Genomic DNA, 26,855 nt, shown 5'->3' with positions numbered 1-26,855 from the left:
CCCTTATATAATCTCGCTTTGCAAGTATTTCAAGGTTTGTCCTAAAAGATCCTTTTGTAAACTATCGAATATCACCAAATTGTCCCAGCCACGTAACCAAGTATGCTGACGTTTTGCCAACTGTCTAGTCGCGACGACCCCTTTAAAGATAGCATCCTCTAGAGAATCCTCTCCCTCAAGGTATTGCCAGAGCTGACGGTACCCTACACAACGTATAGAAGGCATATCAATCGATAAGTCCCCGCGCTGATAAAGTGCCTCCACTTCTGCCAAAAAGCCTTGCTCCATCATGATCTCGAAACGCTGCTCTATCCGCTGATGGAGGGTTGCGCGGTCTTGGGGCATAACAGCCAAGTTAATCATATCAAACGGCAGCTCTTGAGCTTCCTGCTCCGCCCAAAGCTGCGTCATTGTTTTACCTGTTAACCGAAAAACCTCTAACGCCCGCTGTAACCTCTGTGGGTCATTTGGGTTAATGCGTTCAGCAGCCACAGGATCGATCTGCTTCAGCTGATCATGCAAACTCCCCAAACCAAACTCTGCAGCATGTTGCTCAAATTCAGCACGAATAGCAGGATCCGCTGCAGGCATCGGAGCAAGCCCCTTCTGCAAAGCATTGAAGTACATCATTGTTCCACCAACCAATAGCGGCGTTTTTCCATGCGCAACGATGTCATCTATTTCTCGACAAGCATCGGCCATAAAATCTGCTGCTGAATAGCTTTCACTTGGATCAATAATATCTATTAGACGATGGGGAGCCTGCGCCAAAGTTTCAGCATCAGGCTTAGCCGTACCAATATCCATCCCTTTGTACACAAGCGCAGAGTCGACACTGATGATCTCATAGCCATGCTGGCTGGCCAGTTCGACTGCTAGGCCTGTTTTACCGGAAGCCGTTGGCCCCATCAAACAGACAACTTTAGGTTTGGACATAACTTAACGGCCTCGTAAAAACAATTTATCTAAATCAGACATCGACAACTGAGTCCAAGTTGGACGTCCATGGTTACACTGCCCACTGCGCTCTGTGATTTCCATATCTCGCAGAAGACTATTCATTTCGGCAATGGACAATTTTCGATTTGCTCGGACGGCACCATGACAAGCCATAGTCGCCATCAATTCATTGGCCCTTGCTTGCAATAAGTCTGTTGTGCCATTTACCACAAGATCACTGATGACATCACGCACTAAACTTTCGATATCACCATTGATCAATATGACCGGCACTTCCCGGACCATGACACTTTCAGGCCCTGAACGCTCAATGTTAAAGCCAAACTGAACAAACACATCATGATTATCTTCGACTAAATCAGCCTCAGCCTGAGAGATAGACACATTAATGGGCACTAAGAGCGGCTGTGACGGAACATTTTTCGAATAGAACGCAGTTTTCATACGTTCATAAACAATTCGTTCATGAGCCGCATGCATATCCACAATAATCATGCCTTGCTCTGTTTCTGAAAGAATATAAATGCCATGCAGTTGAGCCACTGCAAAACCAAGTGGCGGCGTTACACCTTCTCTTGGAAGCGGTTCACGCACTCGCCCTGTACCAACATCTACTTGCGGTAAAACCGAACCTGAATACTGCTCTGGAATCGACGATTCTGGCTCTGTAACCTGCATAATTTCACCAGTTTCGGGATCAATCTCCTCGCGCACAAATTGCCCAGCAAAGTCACTCATTTGAGCAACAACACCTAACTGTCCAGCAACGTGCGCACTATCCGGCGAACCTTTAGGTGCATAGCTACCTAAACCAGAAAAACCATTTCCAGAATAACTTTGAGATTCTGGCTGCGTATTTTGACCAGAGCTCATCCAAGAAACATCGCGAGCCTGGCTAGGATGCCCTAACCCCAAATTCTCCTGCTCTTGGATTTGAGTCTCTTGCTTTTGAATGGGGTTTTCAGCACTACCTGACATACCAGTTTCAGGCCTAACATCAGCAAGAACTTTATGGATTCGACTGAACAGAAAATCATGCACCAACCGCCCATCTCGGAAACGAACCTCATGCTTGGTGGGGTGCACGTTGACGTCTACTGTTCCCGGGTCCAACTCAAGATAGAGAACAAAGGTAGGATGACGTCCATTATATAAAACATCCCGATAAGCCTGACGCACTGCGTGAGCAACCAACTTATCACGTACTACGCGACCATTTACAAAGAAGTATTGTAGATCAGCCTGTGAGCGTGAAAATGTGGGCAAACCAATCCAGCCCCATAAGCGCAATCCTGCTGCTTCCACATCAATGGTCAGTGCATTTTCAATGAATTTCTTACCCAGCAAAGTCGCTAATCGATGCTCAGCATGCAGTTGATCTTGCACAGGCCTCAGATCATACACTTGCTTGCCGTTATGATTTAGGCGAAAACCCACATCATAACGACTTAACGCCAAACGCTTGACCACTTCTTCCAAATGACCAAACTCGGTTTTTTCAGTACGAAGAAATTTACGACGAGCGGGAGTATTAAAAAAAAGATCTCGAGCTTCTATGGTTGTACCTTGAGGGTGTGAGGCAGGACGGACAGACGTCGCCATATCCTTTCCTTCCGCTTCAACTCGCCACGCCGCGCTTTCACCTTCAGCACAGGACGTTAAATGCAAACGAGAAACAGAGCTGATACTGGCCAAAGCTTCACCACGAAACCCCAGTGTAGATACTGCCTCTAGGTCATCAAGCGTGATAATTTTACTGGTCGCGTGACGACTAAGTGCCAATGAAAGATCATCTTTAACAATACCGCGACCATTATCGCGGATTTTAATACCGCGAACACCACCTTGCTCAACATCAATATCAAGTTGTGATGCACCAGCATCCAAACTATTCTCAAGCAGCTCTTTTACAACAGATGCGGGACGCTCTACTACCTCTCCGGCCGCAATTTGGTTGGCCAAGCGCGGAGATAGTAAGTTAATTCTAGACATAAAATTCCTTTGCGAGATAACTGATTAACCAGCAGGGATCGAAAGTTTCTGGCCAACCCAGATAACATCATTGCGGAGAGTATTCGCTGAGCGCAGCGAGTCAAGCGACACACCATTTTTACGCGCAATTTCAGACAAGGTATCACCTTTTGAGACAGTATAGGTATAGCCACCCTTTTGCTGCTTGCGCCACGCTATATAAGTGCCATCAGGTGGGTTTGAGTTAAAAAAGCTCTCAACCCCTTTCGCAATCGAAGCGGCTAATTTGCGTCGATAAGTAGCACTAGATAAGTTTTTAGCTTCTGTTTTATTGGAGACAAACCCTGTTTCAATCAAGATAGAGGGAATATCTGGCGACTTCAGCACCACAAAACCTGCTTGCTGAACACTATCTTTGTGGAGTTTTGCCACGCCACGCATTTGCCCCAATACTTGATCACCAATATCTAAACTCATTTGAATAGTAGAGTTCATAGACATATCAAGTAACACTTCCGCTAAAAGCTGGTCTTTATCATCTAGGGAAATGCCTCCAACAAGGTCCGCAGCCTGCTCTTGCTGCGCCAACCAGCGCCCCATCTCTGAAGTTTTACCACTTAGTGAAAGCGCCCATACTGAAGCGCCTCTTGCCGAAGCTTTGGTAAAGGCATCGGCGTGAATAGAAATCATTAAATCCGCATTAGCTTCTCGCGCGACCCTTGATCGGTCTCTCAATTGCAAAAACACATCCGTTGAACGAGTCATAACTGCTTTAATGCCTGGTGTAGCGTTAAGGCGTTTAGCCAGCTCTTTGCCTATCGAAAGCACTACATCCTTTTCTCGCACTTTGTATTGCCCAAGAGCACCAGGGTCTTTACCACCATGCCCTGGATCAATCACTACTACGATATCTCGCTTTTCATCTGAGATTGAAGCTAGGCTTTTAACTACTTTGGCTTGGTTATTTTGATTACCATGTTCAAGCTCAACTAATATTCGCGGGCCATATTCACCAGAAGCACTTAACTCTGTACTTTTTGCCTTGACCTTCTGATTCAGATCCAAGACAAAACGCATGCCATTTTCGCGCTTCGCATATCGAACACGCATTAAGACATCTGAAGACAACGCTTTAAGACTGCTGACAACTTCCTCAGTGATACTAGAGTCACTAACATCCAAAACAATTCTATCTGGGTTACTTAAAGGAAACATCCTATGGCCAGTAGATTGATCCAGTTCAAAAACTAGACGTGTTGAACCAGGCTGCTGCCCGACTCGGATATCTTTGACCTGAGCGGCCTGCAAAAAAGCACTCATTGTCAGCAGAAGTACTGGCAATAGCCAATTCATGGAAAAGATTTTTTTATACATATCAGACATCTAGCAAGTGTATGGACACACTATAACGCTTGCTGAGAATGATCTCAAATAGACAGCAACTGGAATTAAAAAAGGAGGCACAATTGACCTCCTTTTTACAATTAACTTGCAAGCCTTTGCGTTATCTCGTTAACCGCTTCGACACCGTAGTCAGTTTTCGGTTCAATCGATATAGAACGACCGTGACGCACTAAGTTTAAATGGACAACCAGATCAGGTTTTGGCAACACCCCCTCCCCCATTTCGGCCCACTCGATCAGACATAGCGCCCCTTCTTTAAAGTAATCACGAATTCCCATGTACTCTAACTCTTCGGCATCACTGATGCGGTATAAGTCAAAGTGAAATGCCTCGATACCAGCCAGCTCATATGGCTCAACGATGGTGTAAGTGGGGCTTTTGACTGGGCCGCTATAACCCAACCCTCTAAGCATCCCTCGCACCAATGTTGTTTTCCCCATACCTAAATTGCCATCTAAATACACCACTCCACCACTTTTGAGTGATGCCGCCAGCTTCTCACCGAACAGCTCCATTGCTTCTTCGCCAAAAATCTCTTTTTCTAACATATTCTATTTACTCACTTTTCTACACACACCTGTGTGCGATTTTTATTCCAAATAATCTAATAGCTGGTATGGCTGCATCGCCACCATTCCAATATCTTGTCCGCATTTAAACGCTGCATCATTATGCCAAGCCGCTGCAATCACTGCGGCTTCAAATGCATCGGGATAGTAAGCAAGACACGCCCCCACCATGCCACTTAAGACATCACCAGAACCACCTTTAGCCAACCCAGGACAAGGTTTCCCAACAATAACCATTTGACCTTCGTGGGATGCCACAATACTTGTAGTACCTTTCAGGATCACGATTGCCTGATATTGATTGGCAATACTTCGAGCTGCTTTTGGTAAATCATGCAAGACATCTGTAATGGCCTTATCCAATAGAGCCGCCGCCTCACCTGGATGCGGTGTCAACACTATTGCTTGACCAGCAATGGGCTTTTGTCTCAGCCAAAACAAACCGTCAGCATCAATCACTTTTGCATGAGGTAACTGTGAACATTGACTCCAAAGCGACTTAGACCAGTTACTTTTACCTAAACCAGGGCCTATCACCATAACGGAGTCAAGACCTCGGAGAGTATCTTCAATCAGCGCATCACCTGACGCAAGCGCCATCACATTAGGATTACGCACCAAAGAGGCCGTTAGATGTCTTGCTTGGGTATAGACAGAAACGGTTCCAGCGCCACTTTTGGCCGCCGCTTCACTAGCCATAATTGCAGCACCACCGTACCCAAAATCCCCACCTATGACCGTGACGTGCCCATAAGTTCCCTTATGAGAGTTCAATTGACGTTTACAAGGGGAATTGAGAGCAAGTGCGGCGGGATCAAGAAAGTATGCTTGGTGTTGTTCTGACAAGTCAACAGCTTGCAAGTTTTCTGTGACAATTTCATGACAATGCATGGGCCCTTGCTGTAAATAGTGCCCCACCTTATCTCCAATAAAAGTGACCACTAGATCAGCACAAACCGCCAACTCAGCCTGACCAGATTGAAGGTCCAGACCACTGGGACAATCCACGCTAACCACCCATGCATGTTTAGCCGACAGTTCATTGATCATCGTGATAGCACACTTAAAGACATCCGACAAAGGCGCTCGAAAACCTATCCCTAGCAAAGCATCGACGATGACGGCTGCTGATTCTTCTGCAAGCTCCTCGATAGCACACAAATGAATGTTTTCTTGGGCGACAGCCAAGCTTTCAGCTTTAGCAGCGTCACCTTTTCGTGGTGAGCTGGCAACATCATATACTCGGACATTGATACCATCTTGCGCTGCAAGCTGGGCAACAATCCAACCGTCGCCTCCATTGTTACCGCCGCCAACCACTACAGCGATACGAGTCAGAGAAGGATGACGACGGATGATGTGCTGATACAAAGCCAGACCGGCCCGCTGCATCATCGGAAAACTATCTCCCTCATGAGCAAAGCTTGCCTGCTCAATGGAGCGGATACTAGGGATATCGAAAAGCGGAGTTAGAAAACGAAGAGGAAGTATAGATGCCATCACTGCTGTCTCCTATTGCAGTAAAAAATTGCCCACATTATGACAATGCAGTAGAAACAAGCATAACTGAAAAACAAGGGTATCGACACGAACACAGCAACACCCTTTTTTTCACCTCTTAACCAAGTCCAAACATAGTCTTGCGGTAGTGTTTCAGCTCTTCAATTGACTCGATAATGTCATCAAGAGCCAAATGTGCGCCCTTTTTCTCAAATCCATCTAACGCTTCTGGCTTCCAGCGTTTTGCCAGCTCTTTGATCGTACTCACATCAATGTAACGGTAATGGAAATACGCTTCAAGTTTTGGCATGTAGCGGTATAAGAAACGACGGTCTTGACCGACGCTATTACCGCAAATGGGCGATTTTCCAGGGGGCACAAACTGCTCCAAAAACGCAATGGTCTGCGCTTCAGCCTCAGTCATCGAAATATCAGAGTTAAGCACCCGTTCAGTTAAACCTGACTGACCATGATGAGTAGTACACCATTCATCCATGGCATCCATTACAACTTTGTCTTGATGAACGGCCAAGTTAGGGCCTCGACCTAAAACATTCAGATCCTTATCCGTTACGATGGTCGCAATCTCAATTATCGTGTCTGTTTCAGGCTCTAATCCGGTCATTTCTAAATCAATCCAGATTAGGTTGTCTTCGCTGTAACTCATATCGCACTCAATCCTGTATTTTAATTGCCGTCCATTATACTCTATGCGTTTAAATTAACGACCTACAAATACGAATGTCAAAACGAAAGCTGACCAAACAACAAGCCTGGCGCATTGAGCGTATTCAAAAAGAACGTATGGAGCGCACTCAAAAGCGCGCTGATCGCGCAGAAGAGACATTGCAATCATCGGATCTTGGCCCTGAAACCGAGGGCATCATCATTTCTCACTTTGGTACCCAAGTAGAAGTCGAAGGCACACAAGAACCACATCTAGGCATCAGCACTCGTTGCAATATGCGCGCAAATCTTGGCCAATTGGTCACTGGTGATAAGGTTGTTTGGCGCCCCAAGCAACATGAAGGTGGCGTCGTAGTCGCTCGCGCAGATCGTGACACCTTGCTACAGCGTCCAGACATGCACGGTCGCTTAAAACCTGTTGCAGCGAACATCGACTTTATTGTGGTAGTAATCGCCGCCGAACCTGTGCCACATGCCAATCTGATTGACCGTTACCTTGTCGCAGCAGAAACGGTCGACATTCCGCCTGTCATTCTTTTGAATAAGTGTGATTTGATTGACGAATCCAACAAAGAAGAGCTTGAGAACCTTCTCAGCACATACGTGGATCTTGGCTATCGTGTTATACGCACATCAACCAAAGACGCGGAAGGCATGAGCCAGCTTTACGGTTTTTTGCAAGATCGCATTAGCGTCTTCGTTGGGCAGTCTGGAGTAGGCAAATCCTCACTGATCGGAACGTTATTGCCTGACATTGAAATTAGCGTGGGCGAGCTGTCACAGAAGCGCAAGAAAGGCACGCATACCACCACAACAGCTCGTTTGTTTCACATGCCTTCTGGCGGTGACTTAATTGACTCCCCTGGGATACGTGAATTCGGTCTATGGCACATCAGTGAAGATGAGCTACTTGAAGGCTTTACTGAGTTCCGCCCTCACTTGGGCTACTGCAAGTTTCGTGACTGCTCTCATGAACAAGAACCCGGTTGCGCCATTCGCGATGCATTAGAAAAGGGCGAGATCACACCCCATCGATTTGAAAGTTATTTGCGTATCCGTCAATCTATTCGTGATAATGACGCATTTTAACAGCCTTCTTAATTATGGCCCTAGAAAACTGTTTCTGGGGTCATACTTGAATCCAGTTCTACTTGCTGACCACCATACCTAAGCCGAGCACTTGTCAATAAACGTTTATAGGCCTCGTCTGTCATCAATGTTATAGAAATCCTTCTATTTTCATCACTTTGAGGATCCACCCGATTATAAGGTACGGTATCAGCAAGACCAATGACTTGAGCAATACGTCTGTGTTCCAAACCGCCCTCTAACAATACTCGTTTTGCAGCGTTTGCACGCTCACTTGATAAATCCCAATTGTCTTGAAAGCCACTACCAATATACGTCGATGAATCAGTGTGCCCCGTGATAACAATTGGATTTTGAATCTGTTTAAAAATGGCAGCCATCGAGAGAAGAGTATTCTCCATATCCGGAACTAATTGAGAACTCCCCCGTTCAAACATTGGTTTATCAGGGTCATCAATAAGAGTGATACGAACACCTTCAGGCGTTATCTCGATTTTCATATTATGCTCGTTAGAGTTGACACGATCTAAGCTCTTGAACTGCTCAACTAACATAGCATTCATTTTCTCTAACTTGTCGCCATCATTGCCCGAACGTAACATCTGCTCATCAGATGCCTCTGGCGTACTACCGGGCTCAGGCAAATCTAAATCAAGTTTTCTTTCGGTACTTTTTGCTGGGCTTCCACCCAAGTCGATTGGCTTTGTCCCATAACCTGAAGTCGATACTCCAACTGGGTCATTAAAGTAACCTTCTATCGCCGCAAGCTCTTCAGGCGATGCCACATTTATAATCCAGAGCACCAGAAAAAAAGCCATCATAGCCAAAGCAAAGTCCGCTAAGGCAATCTTCCATGCGCCACCATGATGACCGCCTTTTTTAACTTTCTTTACTCGACGAATTACAGGTTCATATTGATTCATATGAGCACCTAGCGGAATTGTTTCACAAGCTCGGAAAGCTCTACAAAACTAGGTCGTAAATGCGGAGGTAGCATTTTACGACCCGCTTCGACTGAAATCGTTGGCGGATGACCTGAAGCCATAGCGGTTAAACAAGCCTTTACGCATAAGTAAGCTTGAAGCTCTTGCTCTCCCAAGCGTTCAAGGTGAGCAGAGAAAGGCCCCACAAAACCATAGGCAAAGAAGACGCCAAGAAATGTTCCTACCAAGGCGGCCGCCACATGGGCCCCGATCTCATCCATCGGCCCACCGATTGACCCCATTGTAATGACGATACCTAACACTGCTGCCACAATACCAAACCCTGGAAGCGCTTCAGCCACCCTATTAACAGCATGCCCTGGAGCAACTAGTTCTTCCGATATAAGCTCTAGCTCTGCATCCATCATGGCTTCTAATTCGTGTGATGGGAGCCCCGTAATCGTAAACACTCGATAATTATCAGTAAAAAACTGCACCAATTCGTGATCACGAACGACATCAGGAAACCGAAGAAATAATTCACTATCAAATGGTGATTCAACATCTTGCTCAATTGATAAAAAGCCCTCTTGTCGACTCCTTTGAAATAAGCTGTACACACACGTTAATAGCTGCTCATAGAAGGCACTACCATGGCGACTCCCTAATAAAACTTGGGGCAATAGCTTAAACGTCTTCTTTTGTAAGTTAGCTGGATTTGCAATGAGGAAAGCACCTAAGGCTGCCCCACATATAATTAAAACTTCAAATGGCTGCCATAACGCAAGCATCTCTCCATGTGACGCTAGATAGCCTGACACAACACTAATGATTACAATCAGCACTCCAGCAATTACAAACATAATTTCATCCTAGTTTTTGACAGTGTATGCTCGCTAGACAATATACAGTATGATGGAAACATCTAAGCAATTAATATGATGTTAAAAAGATTATTTAACAATGCCTTGAGCCTTAAATGTAACGAGCTATGAAGAATAAGTCACCCTTTGGCCTTAACGAATGGCTACTCTATCTGCAAGACAGGAAGTTTCCAGTTGGCTCTGACAGCATTGCTAAACTCAAGAAACAAGTTAAAACGCCTGACGAAACACTTGATCGCATGCAAAAAAACATTGCATCAGAGCCGCTTCTTGCTTTCGCAATTCTTAACCAAGCAAACACTATCGTTGAGTACAAACGTAATGACATAAAAAGCCCCATCCATGCCGCTTCAATGATTGGAATGTCCGGAATTGGCAAAGTATTCGACACACTTGAGCCCGTAAACATCAATAAGAACCATGATGCCCATGCTGCGTTTTTAAGAGAAGTTCAAATCAGTTATGAAGCTGCCTCAATTGCTAGGCGATGGGCTATTGAGAAGAAAATAAGCCATGTAGAGGACGTTTACTGGATCACTTTTTTTCGAGATGCGATCCGCTGGCTGTTATGGTTTCATTCATTTGCAGAGATGTCTCAAATCACTCAAAGAGTTCGTCGTGGGGAAAGCAGCAATAGAGCTGAAGTAGCAATTCTAGGTTGCCGGATCGACGAGTTAACCGTTGCTCTATTTAAGCACTGGAAAGCACCTACTGTTATCATTGATTCATTTCTAACAGATCAAGTACCTACCGCTGAAGAGCTACAAAGTATAGCGCGACTCACGCACACCCCTGAGCAGCTTCCAGGCTTTGCTGAAGATAAACGAATCACTATATTAATGAATGGACCTCTTACCCTAGCCTACTGTGCGACCAGAGTGTCTCATGAGGCCAATATTGTCGGTTGGGGCAGTAAAAATCTGCCATTTTTCTTTCGAGTTATTGCAGCTATATTACATATTCGACTTGGTGATGCCATACAAATCACCCACTTTGCGACGACCGAAGCCGCTAGAGAAGAAAAGCCATCAGGAAAAGCCAGTCTAGCCGCGCAACTTCTCTCTCCAATCTTGTATACTCGCACTACATCTACAAGTACTACGACTAAAAAGACAAGTAATCCACTAAGTCAATTACAGACAAAATTAAAAGGGGTTACTGATAGCAAGCAACGTACAACCCTTGCTCTAAAAGCATTGCTTACCCTTTTTAAAGGTTCGAGTAACAAAGTCCTCATACTGCATCACAACAAAAGGGATGATAAGCTCAAACCGATCCTACAATTTGGCTTAGAGACAGATAAACTAAAAAGCATCCGCTGGAGCACACCATCCTCAGTAATCGCCAAGCTGACCAGTAAGCGTGTTGCCGTGCACTTTGATCACCAGAAACTCATGAACATGATCAAAGACATGCCACCTGGAACTGAGAATTTATTTGAAGCCAATCAACATTTGTTTTTAGCGTCCTCACCAGTGGACGAAGAAAATACCTATATCTACTGGCTTATTGGACAAGCTCAACTTAATCGAGAGCAGTTTGACACCTTTAAAAAAGTCATCAAACTTGCAGACATATAATCAACGCTAGGAATAACCGTGAATAAAGATCAAGTTTTTGCTTTTATTCAGCATATAGTCCCACAAAAAACATTGTCTCGTTTTGTTGGGCGCATTGCAGAGTGCACAAACACATCTGTTAAAAACACTTTTATTGAGCAATTTGTCAAAAAATACAACGTCAATATGAGTGAAGCAATCAATGAAGACCCTAGAAGCTATCGAAATTTCAATGATTTCTTTACTCGTGCAATTAAACCAGAGCTGCGCCCTATTACTGAAGGCGATAAGACAATTGCCTGCCCAGCCGATGGTGCCATTAGCCAACTAGGAAACATTGAATACGGCACGATTTACCAAGCCAAAGGCCATAGCTACAGTCTTACAGAATTATTAGGCGGCGATGCAGAATTATCCAACCAATTCCTTGGAGGTAAATTCGCAACAGTGTACTTATCGCCCCGTGATTACCACCGAGTTCATATGCCACTTGATGGTAAATTAATTAAAACTATCCACGTGCCGGGCAAATTGTTTTCTGTGAATAAAGTGACGGCGGAGCAAATTCCAAATGTATTTGCCCGAAACGAGCGAACCGTGTGCCTTTTTGAAACCGCAGCAGGCCCAATGGCAGTCATCTTAGTCGGCGCCATGATCGTAGCCAGCATTGAAACGGTCTGGACTGGTCAAGTCACGCCTTTTAGCAAGCAAGTTCAGACTTGGGACTACGAGAAGCTTGCCAGCATCGAACTGAAGAAAGGAGAAGAAATGGGGCGATTTAAATTAGGCTCAACAGCAATCGTACTGTTTGGAAAAGATGCAATCGAATGGGAAAGTCAATTAGCTGCTGAAGTTGAAACACGTATGGGCATGAGCTTCGGTAAAGTGACAGTATAATAACCGCTTAAACCTGACTAAATAAAATAAGCCCGCGAATGCGGGCTTATTTATATACAGAATAATGAAATTGCTATGGCATTTCGTCTTCTATCTCTTCTTTTGGCGTAGGCACTAGATCTTCTCTAGTGATGTTCTGCGCTAGCAGCAAGTTTGCCGCCACAAACACAGAAGAATAAGTACCAATCAAAATACCAATCAACAATGCTAGAGAGAAGTTATGGATACTCTCTCCACCGAAGAAGAACAGCACTACCAGAACAAACAAGGTTGTCATAGAGGTGATGATAGTTCGGTCTAGCGTCTGATTGATCGACTCATTGATCAAATCGTATGGCGTGGTATCACGCATGATACGGAAGTTTTCACGAATACGGTCACACACTACGATGGTATCGTTCAAGGAGTAACCGATTACCGCCAAGATAGCTGCCAATACGGTTAAATCAAACTCAAGCTCAAACAGCGAGAAGATACCTAGCGTAATGATTACGTCGTGTGCAAGCGCCACAACGGATGCTACAGAGAACTTGAACTGGAAGCGCACTGCAACGTAAACCATGACGATCGCAAGCGCCAATAGCATGCCCAAACCACCCTGTTCACGCAGTTCTTCGCCTACCTGACCACCAACGTATTCAGAGCGCATCAGCTCCACTTTCACATTACCGTTATCGCGAAGAGTGCTTAACACTTCATCACCCAAAGTTGGGGTGTATGCATTACCCATACGCACCACAACATCGACGGGCGAACCAAAGTTCTGCACCGTCACATCCTGATAATTACCTTCCGCCAATAGCGTTCGAACATCATCAAGCGCTGGTGCTTCCGTATACTGCACCTCGATTAAACTACCACCAGTGAAGTCTAGACCGAATTTCAAGCCTTTTACCGCTATCGAACCTAGGGACACCAGCACCATCGCAATCGAAAACATCGCGACGACTTTACGCATTGCCATAAATGGAATATTCATCGTATCGCTGTCTCCTAGATAAATAAGCGCTTATCTTTACGTCCACCGTACACCAAGTTAATTTGGGCACGTGTTACAACAATCGCTGTAAACATTGACGTCAAAATACCAAGAGAAAGTGTTACAGCGAAGCCTTTAACAGGACCTGTACCCACTGCGAATAGAATCACCGCCACCAACAATGTTGTGATGTTTGCATCCAAAATTGTGGTGAATGCACGGTTAAAGCCCGAATGTATCGCCTGCTGACTTGGCAAGCCCGCTTTGAGCTCTTCCCGTATGCGGGAGAATATCAACACGTTAGCGTCCACAGCCATACCCATGGTCAAAACGATACCAGCAATGCCTGGTAATGTTAGCGTTGCAGAAAGCAATGACATACACGCCATCAGCAATACAATGTTTAGAGCCAAAGAAATATTGGCGAAGATACCAAATACTTTGTAGTAAACCAGCATAAATGCCATCACTACAAGCAAACCAATTTGCGCAGACAACACACCCAAACGGATATTTTCAGCACCTAGGCTTGGACCAATGGTACGCTCTTCAACAAAGTAAATGGGCGCTGCCAACGCACCGGCACGAAGCAAAAGAGCAAGCTCAGATGACTCTCGTGGACTATCCAGCCCCGTGATGCGAAATGAGTTACCCAGTGTCGTTTGGATTGTTGCTAAAGAAATGATGCTCTTCTCACTGTAGCTACGACGAACTTCTGTAAGTTTGCCATCTTCACCTTCGACAAAGCGGCTACGACTTTTATGCTCAATAAACACAACTGCCATGTTACGGCCGACTGCAGAACGCGTCACACGCGCCATTTGCGAACCACCTTTGCCGTCAAGACTGATGTTTACTTGCGGGCGACCGTTTTCATCAAACGATGAATTCGCATCAGCAACACTATCACCAGTAATGATCACATCACGCTCAAGACGTGCTGTGCGACCACTACCATCGCGGAATGTCAGTGTGTCAATATCTGATGCGTTGGCATCTAAACCAGCCTCAAGACGAAACTCTAGGTTGGCCGTAGCACCGATAATACGCTTGGCTGCGGCCGTATCTTGGACACCAGGAAGCTCAACTACAATACGATTGCTACCTTGGCGCTGAACCAAAGGCTCGGCAACACCCAGTTCGTTCACACGGTTACGCAAAGTTGTTAAGTTCTGCTGTAATGCATAGGCCTCAACCTCTGCACTGGCCGCCTCAGTAAAGCCAACCTCTACAAAATAGTCATTTCCTTCAGAGGAAGTCGAGTAAACATACTCTGAAAATTCATCTTGCAACAACTCAAGCGCCGCCTGCTGATCTTCTTCACGCAGGAAGCGAATCGACATTTGTCCACCGCTTACTTCAACACTGCGGTAACGAATACGCTCAGTACGAAGGCTGTTCTTCATTTCACTTGCAGCCACATCTAAACGCTGCTTAAGCGCCGCAGGGGTATCAACTTCTAGTAAAAAATGAACACCACCACGCAAATCTAGACCCAGCTTTGCAGGGCCAGCTCCGATTGAAGACAACCACTCAGGCGTTGTCGGAACCAAGTTCAGAGCAACTACGTAATTCTCACCCAATGCCGCAGCAATTACTGGTTTTGCGGCCAATTGGTCTTCGCCATTATTAAAACGAAGCGTGCCACCTGCACTGGTAATTTCGGCTTCTTTTAAATCAATGCCAGCGTCTTGTAGGGCTTTTTCTGCCGTGGCTAAAGTGCGCTGGTCAACCACAGAAGTGGATTTTTGAGTGGAGAGCTGAAGTGCTGGATCGTCTGGATATAAATTAGGTAGCGCATAAACAACACCTAGCGCGATCACTAGCAGAATAAGCAAATACTTCCACAAGGGGTACTTGTTAAGCATGTAAGGTCCTTGGAGCTTGAAAGGAAAATGACCAAGAAAGCAGAAAAGCGCCGAGTGGCGCTTTTCTCATAACATTAGATCGATTTCAGAGTGCCTTTTGGCAACACTGCGCCAACTGCAGATTTCTGGAATTTCATCTCAATGTTGTCGGCAACTTCTAGCACAACGTAGTTATCATCAACTTTCGTTACTTTTCCTAGAACACCACCGTTTGTTACCACCTCTGTGCCTTTTGCTAAAGAGGCAAGCAAGTTACGATGCTCTTTAGTACGTTTAGCTTGTGGACGCCACATTAAGAAATAAAAGATAACAACAAAACCAACTAACAAAACAAGGTTAAAAATCCCTGCGTCAGCTGGTGCAGCACCTTCAGCATAAGCTGGTGAGATCAAAGCGATCATGGTGTTTACTCTCCAATGGTTAAAAAAAAGGTAAGCGCATGTTATTCATGTAAATAGTTGCGCTAGTTTGGCTATTATTTCGACAGTTATTTACTCAGTGGTGGAGTCTCCATACCACGTTTCGCGTAAAACTCATCTACGAAGGCATCAAATCTACCTTCATCGAGCGCTTTACGCAATCCTGCCATTAAGTTCTGGTAATAACGTAAATTGTGTATGGTGTTTAATTGCGCTCCCACCATTTCTTGGCATTTGTCTAAATGATGTAAATATGACCGAGAAAAGTTTTTACAAGTATAACAATCACATTCTTTATCTAAAGGGCTTGTGTCATGTCGATGAAAAGCATTTCGGATGCGCACAATGCCTTCTGATGTAAACAAATGACCGTTTCGAGCATTACGTGTTGGCATAACACAGTCGAACATATCAACACCACGACGCACACCCTCAACGAGGTCTTCAGGCTTACCTACACCCATTAGGTAACGAGGTTTGTCCTCAGGCATCTTATAAGCCAAATGATCTAGGATGCGAACCATATCTTCTTTTGGTTCGCCGACAGACAAGCCACCGATTGCGTAACCATCAAAACCAATATTGGTTAAGCCCTCCAGTGATTCGTCACGCAACTGCTCATACATACTGCCTTGAATGATACCAAATAGCGCGGATGGGCTGTCACCATGCGCATCTTTCGAACGCTGCGCCCAACGAAGACTCATACGCATAGAACGCGCGGCTTCATCTTCGGTTGCAGGATACGGCGTACATTCATCAAAAATCATTACAATGTCAGAGCCCAAATCACGCTGAACCTGCATGGAGATTTCAGGGCTCAGGAAAACCTTGTCGCCATTAACCGGTGAGCGGAAACTCACACCCTCTTCCGTGATCTTTCGCATATCGCCTAGCGAAAACACCTGAAAACCACCTGAATCAGTCAGGATCGGCTTCTGCCATTGGGTAAAGTCATGCAAATCCCCATGAGCCTTGATGACATCCGTACCTGGGCGCAACCAAAGATGGAATGTGTTACCAAGAATGATATCAGCGCCAATGGCTTCAATATCTTTGGTTAGCATACTTTTTACTGTTCCGTAGGTGCCAACCGGCATAAAAGCAGGTGTTTCAATATCACCACGTGGAAAGCTCAAGCGCGCACGGCGAGCTTTGCCTGAGGTCGCTAACACCTCAAAGTCCATGAAACATTCTGGACGTTTTTCTGACATTCGAATTATTCCTCAGTAGTTGGCCCTTCGGCCTTTGGGTTTCGAGTAATAAACATGGCGTCGCCGTAACTAAAGAAACGGTACTTCTCTTCTACCGCGACACGGTAAGCATTCATCACACTGTCATAACCAGCAAAGGCACTGATCAGCATAATGAGAGTCGACTCTGGTAAATGAAAGTTAGTTACCAGCACATCAACCGTTTTGAATTCATAACCTGGGTATATAAAGATGCTAGTATCGGTCGCGAACGGCTCGATCTGCCCCGACTGACTTGCCGACTCCAGAGAGCGCACACTGGTTGTGCCTACCGCGATAACACGTTTGCCTGCTGCCTTGGTCGCACGAACCTTATCAACGACTTCTTGAGATACTTCTGCATACTCAGAGTGCATAACGTGGTCTTTCACGTCATCAACACGTACTGGCTGAAAAGTACCCGCCCCAACATGCAAGGTGACAAAAGCGGTATCAACACCTTTGTCTTTTAGTTTCGCCAGCAACTCATCATCAAAATGCAAACCAGCAGTCGGTGCCGCCACGGCTCCAGGAGTCTTGTTATAGACCGTCTGATACCGTTCTTGATCGCTCTCGTCGTCAGGACGCTCGATATAAGGTGGTAAAGGCATATGTCCCACCTTTTCCAATACTTCAAGCACTGGCTCGTCAAAGCGTAGGTGAAACAGTGTGTCCTCGCGACCTACCATTTCTGCACCGTGAGCGACACCACGATCTGTACCTAACTTAAGTCGATTACCGACCTTAGGAGACTTACTACAGCGCACGTGCGCCAAGATTTCATGCTCTGATAACAAACGCTCAACCAATAGCTCTAACTTACCGCCAGATTCTTTCTGGCCGTATAGACGCGCTGGGATCACTCGAGTGTTGTTAAACACCATTAAATCCCCAGGTTCAACGAAATCAAGAACGTCTTTAAAAGTGTTGTGTGTCAGCTCGCCCGAAGGGCCATCTAACTTAAGTAAACGGCTCGCAGTTCGTTCGGGCATCGGGTAGCGTGCAATGAGTTCTTCAGGTAACTCAAAGCGATAATCAGAAACGCGCATAATAGCTATTTAATTCACCAAGAAAAATGATGCGGCATTTTAGCGAATTTCTAACCGATTGGGTACGATATAAGAGCATTTCCCATTTCACTGCTTGGTTTTCTGAAAACACTGTTCAGCTTTTAAACAAAACAGCATTTACTACGCCCAAATCAAAATAATTTTTGCAAAACCGTTGACAGGTATAGAGAAATCACCATAATACGCCTCACCTTTTTCAAAGCCAGTGTGGTGGAATTGGTAGACACGATGGATTCAAAATCCATTGCCTATAAAGCGTGCCGGTTCGAGTCCGGCCACTGGTACCATCTTTAAGATGCGAAAAGCCCCAAGGTTGTATACCTCGGGGCTTTTTTGTTGCACTAAACTAAATGAACACGACTTAGTTCAACCTTCAGATTGTTAAATAAAAACGGCGCCCATAAGGCGCCGCTTAATTAAGCTTTATAACGAAACTTAATTAGCCAATCATTTCACCGTCATCACGAGAGATCGCAATCACGCTTGAGCGCGGCACACCACCATTTGGCCAAACTGAATCACCCTTCTCGCCAGGATGCTGGATGCTAACGAACATTGTCGTACGATCAGCACTCCACGCTGCACCCGTGATTTCACACTCTTTCGGCCCTACTAGGAAACGCTTGATTTCGCCTGTTTCAGGATCAGCCACCAACATTTGGTTGTTACCTTGACCAGCAAAGTCTTTTTCGTTTGAGTAGTTACCGTCTGTTTGAATCCACAGCATACCTTTCTTATCGAATTTCAGACCATCTGGAGAGTTAAACATGTTGTCTTTGTTGACGTTCTTAGAGCCAGCGTAAGCGTCATCGTAAACAGCTGGGTTGCCTGCTAGGACGAATAGATCCCAAGAGAATTTCTCAGCTGTGTGATCTTGGTTAGCGGGCTGCCAACGAACGATCTGACCGTAGTTGTTTTTAACGCGTGGGTTTGGACCCACTGCTGGGGTTTCATCACCGCCCGCATTTGGTTTAACACCACGGTTTTTGTTATTCGTTAGCGCACAGTAAACTTCCGCTTTGTTCGGGTTAGATGCCACCCACTCAGGACGGTCCATCGTCGTCGCACCCACTTTAGACGCCGCTTCACGAGTGTAGATAGCGATTTCTGGCGCTGTCATGCCTGTTGCTTCTGGTGTTAGTGCAATCCAGTGACCCGTGTTGTTTTCGTTGAATTTCGCAACATACAGAGTACCTTCTTCTAGAAGATCTGTGTTGTCACCACCGACAACGTATTTGTTTTTAGATACGAAGCGGTATAGGAATTCACCACGCTCGTCATCACCAAGATACACTACAACATGACCGTTTGCCGCCACTTCAACTTCCGCGTTTTCGTGCTTAAAACGACCTAGCGCTGTACGCTTTTTAGGGCGTGCAGTTGGATTCAGTGGATCGATTTCGACGATGTAACCAAAACGGTTTGGCTCTTGTGGATCTTTAGAAAGATCAAAACGCGCATCCGCTAAGGCCCAGTTGTAACCACGATCATCATGGCTAATGCCGTAACGCTTCATTTGTGGTGTAAGCGCCAAGTTTTTATTGCTTGAAGAGAAGTAACCATTGAAGTTCTCTTCACACGTTAGGTAAGTACCCCAAGGGGTTTGACCATTACCACAGTTATTCCAAGTACCTTTTGCAACGACGCCTTTAGGGTCTGCTTTGGTTTTCATTAGGTCATGGCCGCGTGCCGGACCTGTGATGTCCATTTCAGTATCCGCTGTGATACGACGGTTAAACTCAGAATCTTTTACAATGCCCCATTTGCCGTCTTTACGGGCGATTTCAACCACAGACACACCATGTGCTGCTTTGTTTTTACGCACGTCATCCGCATTGATCGGCTTACCATCTGCACGGTTAGCATGAAGCGTTGTCGCATTTGTGTACTCGTTGTTAACACAAAGAATTTGACGACCATTGTGAGTGAACAACGCCATACCATCGTTGTGATCACCGAAGGCCATTTCTTGAGAAGCACCAGTACCGCCTGTTGCTGGATCAAAAGCTGGGGCATTTGAGAACAATGGCTCACCCCAAGACGCTAGTACTTGCCAGTTGTAACCTTTAGGTACCGTCACAGTGTCTAGCGCATTCGCTTTTACCATTTCAAACGCAAGGCGGGACATTTTCATTTCTTCGCCTGCCAAAGCATTACCGGCCGCAAGTGTTGTTGAGCCCATTACGAATGCTGTTGCACCAACTGCCGCACCACCAGTCAAGAAGCCACGACGTGACACCATAGCCTTGGCTGTTTCTTCAAATTCCACTACTTCTGCAGCTGGACGTACTAATTCATCATGCTCATCAAAACCTAGCATTTGATCTTGCTTAACTGACATGGGTATTCCCTCAATAACTATCGTTTTAATTTGTATACGCGCTGGCTGCGCAGTTATTTATAAATTCGACAGTTATTAAGCCAACAAAGAATGACAATGAAGTGATGATTTAGTGACTGTTTCGTAACGAAATTATTTCATTAAGCTTACAGATTAAAGCTCTACTTATGACCGACTTAGATACGCATAAGTAGATGGGTAATAAATGTTTAATGGCCCCAAGCTGACAAAAAGCAGTTAAGCTCTTCCATTGGGAGCGCCTTTGAAAATAAGAAACCTTGAGCAAAGTCGCAGCCCATCTCTTCCAACATGGCACATTGATCTGATTCTTCCACTCCCTCAGCAGTAACTGTCAGATCAAGAGATTTTGCGATAGAAACAATGGCTTCTAGCATGACTTTACCGCGTTCTGTGTGTATTTCTTTAACGAAAGCACGATCAATCTTTAGATTATCCAAAGGCAGCTTGCCAAGATAACTCAATGCAGAATAGCCAGTTCCAAAATCATCAAGGCAGATATTTATTTTATGCTCTTGCAATAGCTTAGCGTTTGTTTTGACCACTTCATCGATCGACAATACTGCATCTTCCGTTACTTCGACTTCAACCATTTGATAACAAAGATCACGCTCGGCAATACCGTACACCAAGTGCTCAATAACATCCCTTCGAATGAAGCTTTTTGCTGAAATGTTTATTGATACAGGTGCTTCAGTAGAAAATAATGTTTTGTGTTCAGAAATAGCATTCAAAGTTTTAGTAATAATATAGCGATCTAACTCAGCCTCTAAACCGAGCTCTTGTACCACTTGAATGATCTCAAAGGGCGACACGAATCCCAAAATATCATCACTCCAGCGCATCAAAGCCTCAAAACCACAGATAGTATGAGTTTTAAGATTAATTTTCGGCTGCATGAACACTTTAATGTGACCAAATGCCAGAGCATTCACCAAACGCCTGTGTAAAATTTTTGTTCTTTCACAAAGTTTTTGAATTTCAGAACTATAAAAAACAATGGCATGATTTTTTTGGTGCGAATAACTTAGCGCCATCTCAGAACACGCTAAAGTATGATCAAAAGAGGTTCCTTCCCAGTGAGGCGCACAACCAGCCCGCCATTCTGGCGCTACTATTGATTGAGCTTGAATTCGCTGTTCCAAATAGTTTAAATACGTAGATACCACCTCTTTTGCATCATGTTGCCTAGGAGCCCTATATATAATCAAGAAGCGTCCTTGGGCAATGCGACTCACCGCCTCTACACTTGGATCTTGCTTAAATGTTGACGCAAGAAAGCGAAGGTTTTCATCAACCTCTAAATCACTTCCAAGCTTCCTCATGCGCTGAAAACTCACTAGCTCAAATTGAACAAATACAAACGACTGATCTGGATGACACCTTTCAGACTCAGCAAACTTTTTGCGCAAAAAATCTACATTAGGCAGCTTAGTCACTGGATCAAAGTGTTTTAGTAAATACGCCTCATTCGACGCCAATACTTTTTCAGACACATCAATCCCTACTGCCTGAATATGAACACCATCAGGGTCCATGACACGCCTAATCCACCACTCTACCTCACAGGACGACTGGCCAAGTGATTTCATGGTTAGCATAAGCTTAAACTCGGTATTACCTTCTTCTCGCAAAGAACTTAAATGCGATTGAAAAGTATCAATATCGTTACCTTGCAAGCAATCTACAAACTTAAAGTGATCACGTTTTGGAAGCTCTGCCAGGAAGTTTTCGAATGCCTGATTTGATAACAACACATCACCGTTTAATGACATGCGGACAATCAGCAACCCTTGGCTATCTAAAACAGATTGATATCGAGTATCCACTCGTTGAAGTTGATATAAAGCGGTTTTGTAGTCAGTTAAATCGTGACATATACCTACGAACGACGGTTGACCATCCCTACCCATCGCTTTGCCAACGGACAAATGCATCTCAAACAATTCGCCATTTTTACGACGCCCTGTCACTTCACGACCTTTGCCGATGATGGCCTCATTCCCTGTACGCACATGATTCTGTAAATAACCATCGTGCTGACTTGCCATATCACTAGGCATCAGAATAGAAACGTTCTGCCCAATAACTTCATCCGCACTGTAGCCAAACAACGCTTCTGCTGCAGGAGAAAAAGTTTCTATTCTGCCCCTGCAGTCGATCATAATAATGCCATCTGCCGCAGCATTAATTAGCGCTTGATATAAAGATCCCTCTTCTGACATAACTATTTCCTAAAGCGCTGAACCAATTCATGCATATTATTTGAAGCTTTTTTGGCATCTGAAACAGCGGTAGTCAACACCGTCATTAATTCAGAGTTCTCGCTAGCAAGTTGAGCAACACGGATAACTTGCCCACTTGTTTCTTCCAATACACTTGCCTGCTGAACCGCTGCAGCCGACATTTGCATAGTTCGATCGGCAATATCAGAGATCTGACTTGTAGCGTCTTGCACCAACGATTCTTCTTCGGCAACAAGCGAAATAGTTACCTCAGAACTTCTGCCACTGTCTTGTGCTTGAACCATAGTTTGCTTTACGGAATCCTGTAGGAGTCTAACCTGTGACTCAATATCATGGGTCAATGCTTGTGTTTTCGAGGCCAAATGACGCACTTCGTCGGCAACGACCGCAAATCCGCGTCCATGCTCTCCTGCACGGGCCGCTTCAATGGCCGCGTTGAGAGCCAGTAAATTGGTTTGCTCCGCAATCTGGTCAATCGATTGAGTCGCTGTAGAAATAAGATTTGTTTGCTCTTGAACACTTTCGATAGCCGCTTCAATTGCCTGGACTTGCCTGCCCAAATCAGCTATTGAGTCTTTTACTTGGCTACCGAGCCCAGCTGCTTTCTCAGTTAAGCTTGCACAGGACTGAGTAATATCAGCTGTTTCGGTTACATGACGAGACATTTCCTCAGTTGTGGAAGACATTTCCGTCATGGCGGTAGCGATCATGTCAGTTTGATTATTTTGATCAGCAAGCTTTTCTTGTCCATTCGCTAAGTTTTGATAACAAGAAGTCATTCCATCTTCAACATCAACACTGGCTTCTTCTATTCGCGCTAACACAGTAATCATCCGACTTCTCAAGGATTTAAGGCCGGTTAAAACTCGCGCAATATCTTTACTATCCGAACAGTAAGTAGTTGAAATCAAAGGATCTGTAAACGCGTTATTGCCCATCGCATTTAAAATCATTTTTGGTAATGCATTTAATCGATAGGCTAACCATCCACTAAAGCCGAGGCTCATCATCAGGGCCGCAATTAACCCAGAAAGCATATCGCCCCAAAAAGTACTAAATGCCACAACAAGCAACGCCGCAACACTTATTGCTAAAACAGGAGAACGAAGCCACGTTAAAAATTGGCCATCACTCTTGCCCTTGTTAATGGATTGGTAAACCTTTTCCGCCCGTTTAATGTCTTCTCGAGCAGGGCACGAGCGAACGGATTCATAACCAACCACCTGATCATTTTCATAAATAGGCATGACATAGGCATCAACCCAATAAAAATCCCCGTTTTTACAGCGGTTTTTGACCAACCCCATCCAGGCGTTACCAGATTTTAAATTGCGCCACATATTCTCAAAAGCAGCAGCGGGCATATCTGGATGACGAACCAAATTATGCGGCTGACCAATTAATTCACGCTTAGAATAACCACTGATATTAATGAACGCCTGATTACAACTAACTATACGACCTTTTAAATCGGTCGTGGAAATGAGCAAAGTATTTTGACTAGGGAACTTTTGCTCATGCTGTGTAACGGGAAGGTTCTGACGCATTGTTGATCCATTAGAAAATTTTATAAACATCCGGTTTTCGGGGGCATAATGCCAAGAAAACCTATATTAGAGAACATGAAAGAAAAAAAATTTTACAAAAATAACTCACCTATCACTAGAAAACTGATAAATGTCATTTTACCACACAAAAAAATATGATTATTAAAAGGAATATGTGCAAATAAAAGGCAAATTAGACACACTTAAATGCACAAAGATACATTTCATCACATTGTAGTTAACCGATAAGACAAAGCTAAGAGCGCAGTTTTACTTTTAAATGACAGACTTATAAATTTTAAGCAATGACAGGAGTAGCCAGATATAACTCAAGAAATATTAATAGATTCTGAAAATACTTTTGCAGGACTTCAAAGCAGTTGAGAGGAAAGTCACAGTAGCGCTAAATGCTGCTCGAAGCGTTTCGCAATTGCGAGTAGATTTGTATCAAAGCCGTTTCTTGACGTTAACATTAGACCCATTTGTTCACCTTCAAAAACAAAGGGCAAAGAGATACTGCAACCATCAATGACATTAGCGAATGATGTATTGCGTAGGCACAACAAATTAACGCGATTAAAGTCTTCATCACTCTCAAAGTCAGTTAACTTTGGTGCCGTACAAGCAACGGTTGGCATTAAGAAAACACTGTTGTTTTCATGTTTCTCAAACGCCTTAATAAGTTCATTTCGAGCAGATTTTAAGCCTGCAAACTCTTCATTTGAAACACTTTCGCCCCTGGCGATACGCTGTCGGACCCTAGGATCGAGCAACTCACTGTTTAAGTCAAAACTCTGCTGATAATAGCGACGACTTTCGACCGCAGAAAACTGCCATACTGGAAGTTGCTTATAGTTTTCGAACAAAGAGTTCTCTTCTTTTTGAATCAAGATTCCCTGCTGTTGTAAAAGTGTAAGCACGGCATTAAAGCCCTTTTCTACCTCAGGTGATAAATCGGTTAAGCCAAAGTTATTGGCTATTTTAAAACACGGTGCTTGCCTAAAATTAGGACTTTCAGAGGCCTTTCCGAGGATACGCCAAACCAATTCGCAGTCGTGAACATTATTAGCCATAACGCCAATACTGTCTAAGGACTCTGATAAAGGTAGACACCCTTCCCTCGAAACACTCTGCTGACTTGGCTTAAAGCCAACTAACCCACAGAAGGCGGCAGGAATACGTAAAGAGCCACCGGTATCGGTCCCAAGCGCCATATCCGCTAGACCACTCGCAACAGAAACGGCTCCTCCACTAGTAGAGCCTCCTGTAATGCGATTTTTAAGAAGAGGGTTTTCGGGAGTGCCATAATGCGGATTAAGTCCCACGCCAGAATAGGCCAGCTCAGTCATATTCGTATGGCCTATCAAGCTAGCGCCTTCATGTTTTAACCTTGTGATAACCTCAGCATCAACGGACGCCGCCCTCCCGCCCAGCAGCCTTGAGCCCATTGTTGTAGGATAGCCTGCAACATCAAACGTCGCCTTAACTGAAACGACAGCACCGGACAGCTTGCCCGTCTTGAGAAAATTAGGAACAATAAATGGATTGATAAAGACATGCTCAGCTTGATTGAGAATATCAGAAGCAACTCTAGATAAATGATCATCCAAATTACGAGTTTGCCAAACTGTCTTATCTTGCATTCGATATCACTCCTGAATAACTCAAAATAAACGAACCAGATCAAAAACGCGCTCTGAAATGCCATTCACCTACGGCAATGTCATTTTTAATTGAGTCACGTATATCGTCATCTAAACGTTCGTCATCAAAATCATATAACCCTAGTAAAGGAAATACTTTGTTACGCTTTATCTCTTTCCCAATAAATTCATAGACCACACGAGTACAGCAAGGCATCCTCTCACCACTTCCTGAGACACCTAACCGCAGCCCAGTCAATCGATCTACTCGATTTTTAAACGTAGGGTACAGGATCGTTTGAGTCATTTCTAAATTTGTTAATGTCTCGTAGTCGTGTAGGAATATCCGATCTCCTAGAAATTGCATCACACCTTTGTACATGCCATGAAATGGTTTCCCAGATCGTCGTGGATTTAAACGCTCAGTGCGCTGGTAATAGGTTTTATTTCCCTGTCGCTCCATACATACTAGCGTTCGTAATACTTTACCTGGATAAGCCATAGACAAATAGTATTCAAAATAGTAACCAATATACTTATCAACACCGTGCTGACCGATGCTGTTTAGCTTTTCGAAGTACTGTTGTTCTGGTGTAGCAGCAATAGGCTCTTGTTCAGCAATTGGCCTTACTTGCAGCAAGCGTCTAAACTGCGTGTGTGGTAACAAAATTTCATGCTCTTCAACACCAAAGAAATCACAGATTCTTCTTAAAGTGCTATTAGATGGAAATGTTGTTCCGCTTAAATAACGGTTAAATTGCGGCCGATTAATAGACAATCGCCGACAAACATCTGCAATGGATTTATAATAGCTACAGAGTAACCTTAAGTTCTCTGGAAAATTTTCGTTCATAGCCCCCCCCTTTTTTGTAAGCAAGTTATAACATCAGTAGGCTGGTCATTTCCAATACAATAGCGTTATTTGGTGCTACTAAAACACCAAATAACGCCATAAATAACCAGCTTACAAACTGCCTTTTCATTTGTTTTTTCTATTCAATACAGTGAATCAGCAACACAAACACGAATCACTTTATACCTTCGTACGT

Annotated in this window: 21 protein-coding genes and 1 tRNA gene; 4 read left to right on the top strand and 18 right to left on the bottom strand. The window is 44.5% G+C overall.

Annotated elements, in window-relative coordinates; genetic code table 11:
- Positions 1-3: 3 nt before the first annotated feature.
- The 6 genes from miaA to orn form a co-directional block, all read right to left on the bottom strand.
- Positions 4-936, bottom strand: a complete 933-nt coding sequence (gene miaA / locus JHD44_RS13920) for a tRNA (adenosine(37)-N6)-dimethylallyltransferase MiaA (RefSeq protein ID WP_199463378.1) — start codon at positions 934-936, stop codon at positions 4-6.
- Between the two features lie 3 nt (positions 937-939).
- Positions 940-2,952, bottom strand: coding sequence for a DNA mismatch repair endonuclease MutL (gene mutL, locus JHD44_RS13915; protein ID WP_199463377.1), 2,013 nt, complete (start codon positions 2,950-2,952; stop codon positions 940-942).
- A gap of 24 nt (positions 2,953-2,976) precedes the next feature.
- Positions 2,977-4,305 (bottom strand): N-acetylmuramoyl-L-alanine amidase, encoded by a 1,329-nt coding sequence (locus JHD44_RS13910; protein ID WP_199463376.1) that lies wholly within the window; start codon positions 4,303-4,305, stop codon positions 2,977-2,979.
- Between the two features lie 110 nt (positions 4,306-4,415).
- Positions 4,416-4,883 carry a tRNA (adenosine(37)-N6)-threonylcarbamoyltransferase complex ATPase subunit type 1 TsaE gene (tsaE, locus tag JHD44_RS13905; RefSeq protein WP_199463375.1) on the bottom strand — a complete coding sequence of 156 codons (468 nt, stop codon included), beginning with the start codon at positions 4,881-4,883 and terminating at the stop codon, positions 4,416-4,418.
- Between the two features lie 42 nt (positions 4,884-4,925).
- Positions 4,926-6,404: an NAD(P)H-hydrate dehydratase gene (locus JHD44_RS13900; protein ID WP_199463374.1), complete on the bottom strand. Its 1,479-nt coding sequence runs from the start codon at positions 6,402-6,404 to the stop codon at positions 4,926-4,928.
- A 118-nt stretch (positions 6,405-6,522) separates the two neighbouring features.
- On the bottom strand, positions 6,523-7,071 hold the full coding sequence (gene orn / locus JHD44_RS13895) for an oligoribonuclease (protein ID WP_199463373.1): 549 nt from the start codon (positions 7,069-7,071) through the stop codon (positions 6,523-6,525).
- A gap of 74 nt (positions 7,072-7,145) precedes the next feature.
- Between orn and rsgA the strand changes: the two genes are divergently transcribed.
- Complete coding sequence (rsgA, locus tag JHD44_RS13890; RefSeq protein ID WP_199463372.1) at positions 7,146-8,180, top strand: small ribosomal subunit biogenesis GTPase RsgA; 1,035 nt, start codon at positions 7,146-7,148, stop codon at positions 8,178-8,180.
- Between the two features lie 20 nt (positions 8,181-8,200).
- Here the strand turns inward: rsgA and JHD44_RS13885 are convergent, their stop codons facing one another.
- Together JHD44_RS13885 and motA are read right to left on the bottom strand one after the other, a co-directional pair.
- Positions 8,201-9,103 (bottom strand): flagellar motor protein MotB, encoded by a 903-nt coding sequence (locus JHD44_RS13885; protein WP_199463371.1) that lies wholly within the window; start codon positions 9,101-9,103, stop codon positions 8,201-8,203.
- An 8-nt stretch (positions 9,104-9,111) separates the two neighbouring features.
- The gene (gene motA, locus JHD44_RS13880; protein ID WP_199463370.1) at positions 9,112-9,966 is read right to left on the bottom strand and encodes a flagellar motor stator protein MotA; all 855 of its coding nucleotides are present in this window, start codon (positions 9,964-9,966) and stop codon (positions 9,112-9,114) included.
- Between the two features lie 128 nt (positions 9,967-10,094).
- On the opposite strand from motA, the gene JHD44_RS13875 reads away from it, so the two are divergent.
- Both JHD44_RS13875 and asd read left to right on the top strand, forming a co-directional pair.
- Positions 10,095-11,567: an HDOD domain-containing protein gene (locus tag JHD44_RS13875; protein WP_199463369.1), complete on the top strand. Its 1,473-nt coding sequence runs from the start codon at positions 10,095-10,097 to the stop codon at positions 11,565-11,567.
- Positions 11,568-11,585: 18 nt separating this feature from the next.
- Positions 11,586-12,443 (top strand): archaetidylserine decarboxylase, encoded by an 858-nt coding sequence (gene asd, locus JHD44_RS13870; RefSeq protein ID WP_199463368.1) that lies wholly within the window; start codon positions 11,586-11,588, stop codon positions 12,441-12,443.
- 73 nt (positions 12,444-12,516) lie between these two features.
- Here the strand turns inward: asd and secF are convergent, their stop codons facing one another.
- The 5 genes from secF to queA all read right to left on the bottom strand — a co-directional run bounded on the left by secF (position 12,517) and on the right by queA (position 17,990).
- On the bottom strand, positions 12,517-13,422 hold the full coding sequence (gene secF / locus JHD44_RS13865; RefSeq protein ID WP_199463367.1) for a protein translocase subunit SecF: 906 nt from the start codon (positions 13,420-13,422) through the stop codon (positions 12,517-12,519).
- A gap of 14 nt (positions 13,423-13,436) precedes the next feature.
- Complete coding sequence (gene secD / locus JHD44_RS13860) at positions 13,437-15,290, bottom strand: protein translocase subunit SecD (protein WP_199463366.1); 1,854 nt, start codon at positions 15,288-15,290, stop codon at positions 13,437-13,439.
- Between the two features lie 74 nt (positions 15,291-15,364).
- Positions 15,365-15,691, bottom strand: a complete 327-nt coding sequence (yajC, locus tag JHD44_RS13855; RefSeq protein WP_199463365.1) for a preprotein translocase subunit YajC — start codon at positions 15,689-15,691, stop codon at positions 15,365-15,367.
- 86 nt (positions 15,692-15,777) lie between these two features.
- The gene (gene tgt / locus JHD44_RS13850) at positions 15,778-16,923 is read right to left on the bottom strand and encodes a tRNA guanosine(34) transglycosylase Tgt (RefSeq protein ID WP_418903734.1); all 1,146 of its coding nucleotides are present in this window, start codon (positions 16,921-16,923) and stop codon (positions 15,778-15,780) included.
- Between the two features lie 5 nt (positions 16,924-16,928).
- Positions 16,929-17,990: a tRNA preQ1(34) S-adenosylmethionine ribosyltransferase-isomerase QueA gene (gene queA / locus JHD44_RS13845; protein WP_199463364.1), complete on the bottom strand. Its 1,062-nt coding sequence runs from the start codon at positions 17,988-17,990 to the stop codon at positions 16,929-16,931.
- Between the two features lie 222 nt (positions 17,991-18,212).
- On the opposite strand from queA, the gene JHD44_RS13840 reads away from it, so the two are divergent.
- Positions 18,213-18,298, top strand: a tRNA-Leu gene (locus JHD44_RS13840).
- Between the two features lie 152 nt (positions 18,299-18,450).
- On the opposite strand, the gene JHD44_RS13835 is transcribed toward JHD44_RS13840, so the two are convergent.
- The 5 genes from JHD44_RS13835 to JHD44_RS13815 form a co-directional block, all read right to left on the bottom strand.
- Positions 18,451-20,352 (bottom strand): PhoX family protein, encoded by a 1,902-nt coding sequence (locus JHD44_RS13835; protein WP_199463363.1) that lies wholly within the window; start codon positions 20,350-20,352, stop codon positions 18,451-18,453.
- Between the two features lie 209 nt (positions 20,353-20,561).
- Positions 20,562-22,595 carry an EAL domain-containing protein gene (locus JHD44_RS13830; RefSeq protein ID WP_199463362.1) on the bottom strand — a complete coding sequence of 678 codons (2,034 nt, stop codon included), beginning with the start codon at positions 22,593-22,595 and terminating at the stop codon, positions 20,562-20,564.
- A gap of 2 nt (positions 22,596-22,597) precedes the next feature.
- Positions 22,598-24,163, bottom strand: a complete 1,566-nt coding sequence (locus tag JHD44_RS13825; protein ID WP_199463361.1) for a methyl-accepting chemotaxis protein — start codon at positions 24,161-24,163, stop codon at positions 22,598-22,600.
- A 392-nt stretch (positions 24,164-24,555) separates the two neighbouring features.
- The gene (locus tag JHD44_RS13820) at positions 24,556-25,806 is read right to left on the bottom strand and encodes an amidase family protein (protein WP_199463360.1); all 1,251 of its coding nucleotides are present in this window, start codon (positions 25,804-25,806) and stop codon (positions 24,556-24,558) included.
- 40 nt (positions 25,807-25,846) lie between these two features.
- Complete coding sequence (locus tag JHD44_RS13815; protein ID WP_199463359.1) at positions 25,847-26,659, bottom strand: helix-turn-helix domain-containing protein; 813 nt, start codon at positions 26,657-26,659, stop codon at positions 25,847-25,849.
- Between the last annotated feature and the right edge of the window lie 196 nt (positions 26,660-26,855).

Source organism: Marinomonas ostreistagni (assembly GCF_016461785.1).
Classification (GTDB): domain Bacteria; phylum Pseudomonadota; class Gammaproteobacteria; order Pseudomonadales; family Marinomonadaceae; genus Marinomonas; species Marinomonas ostreistagni_A.
The sequence above is the reverse complement of the archived record's forward strand: the minus strand, read 5'-3'. Positions and strand labels throughout refer to the sequence as shown.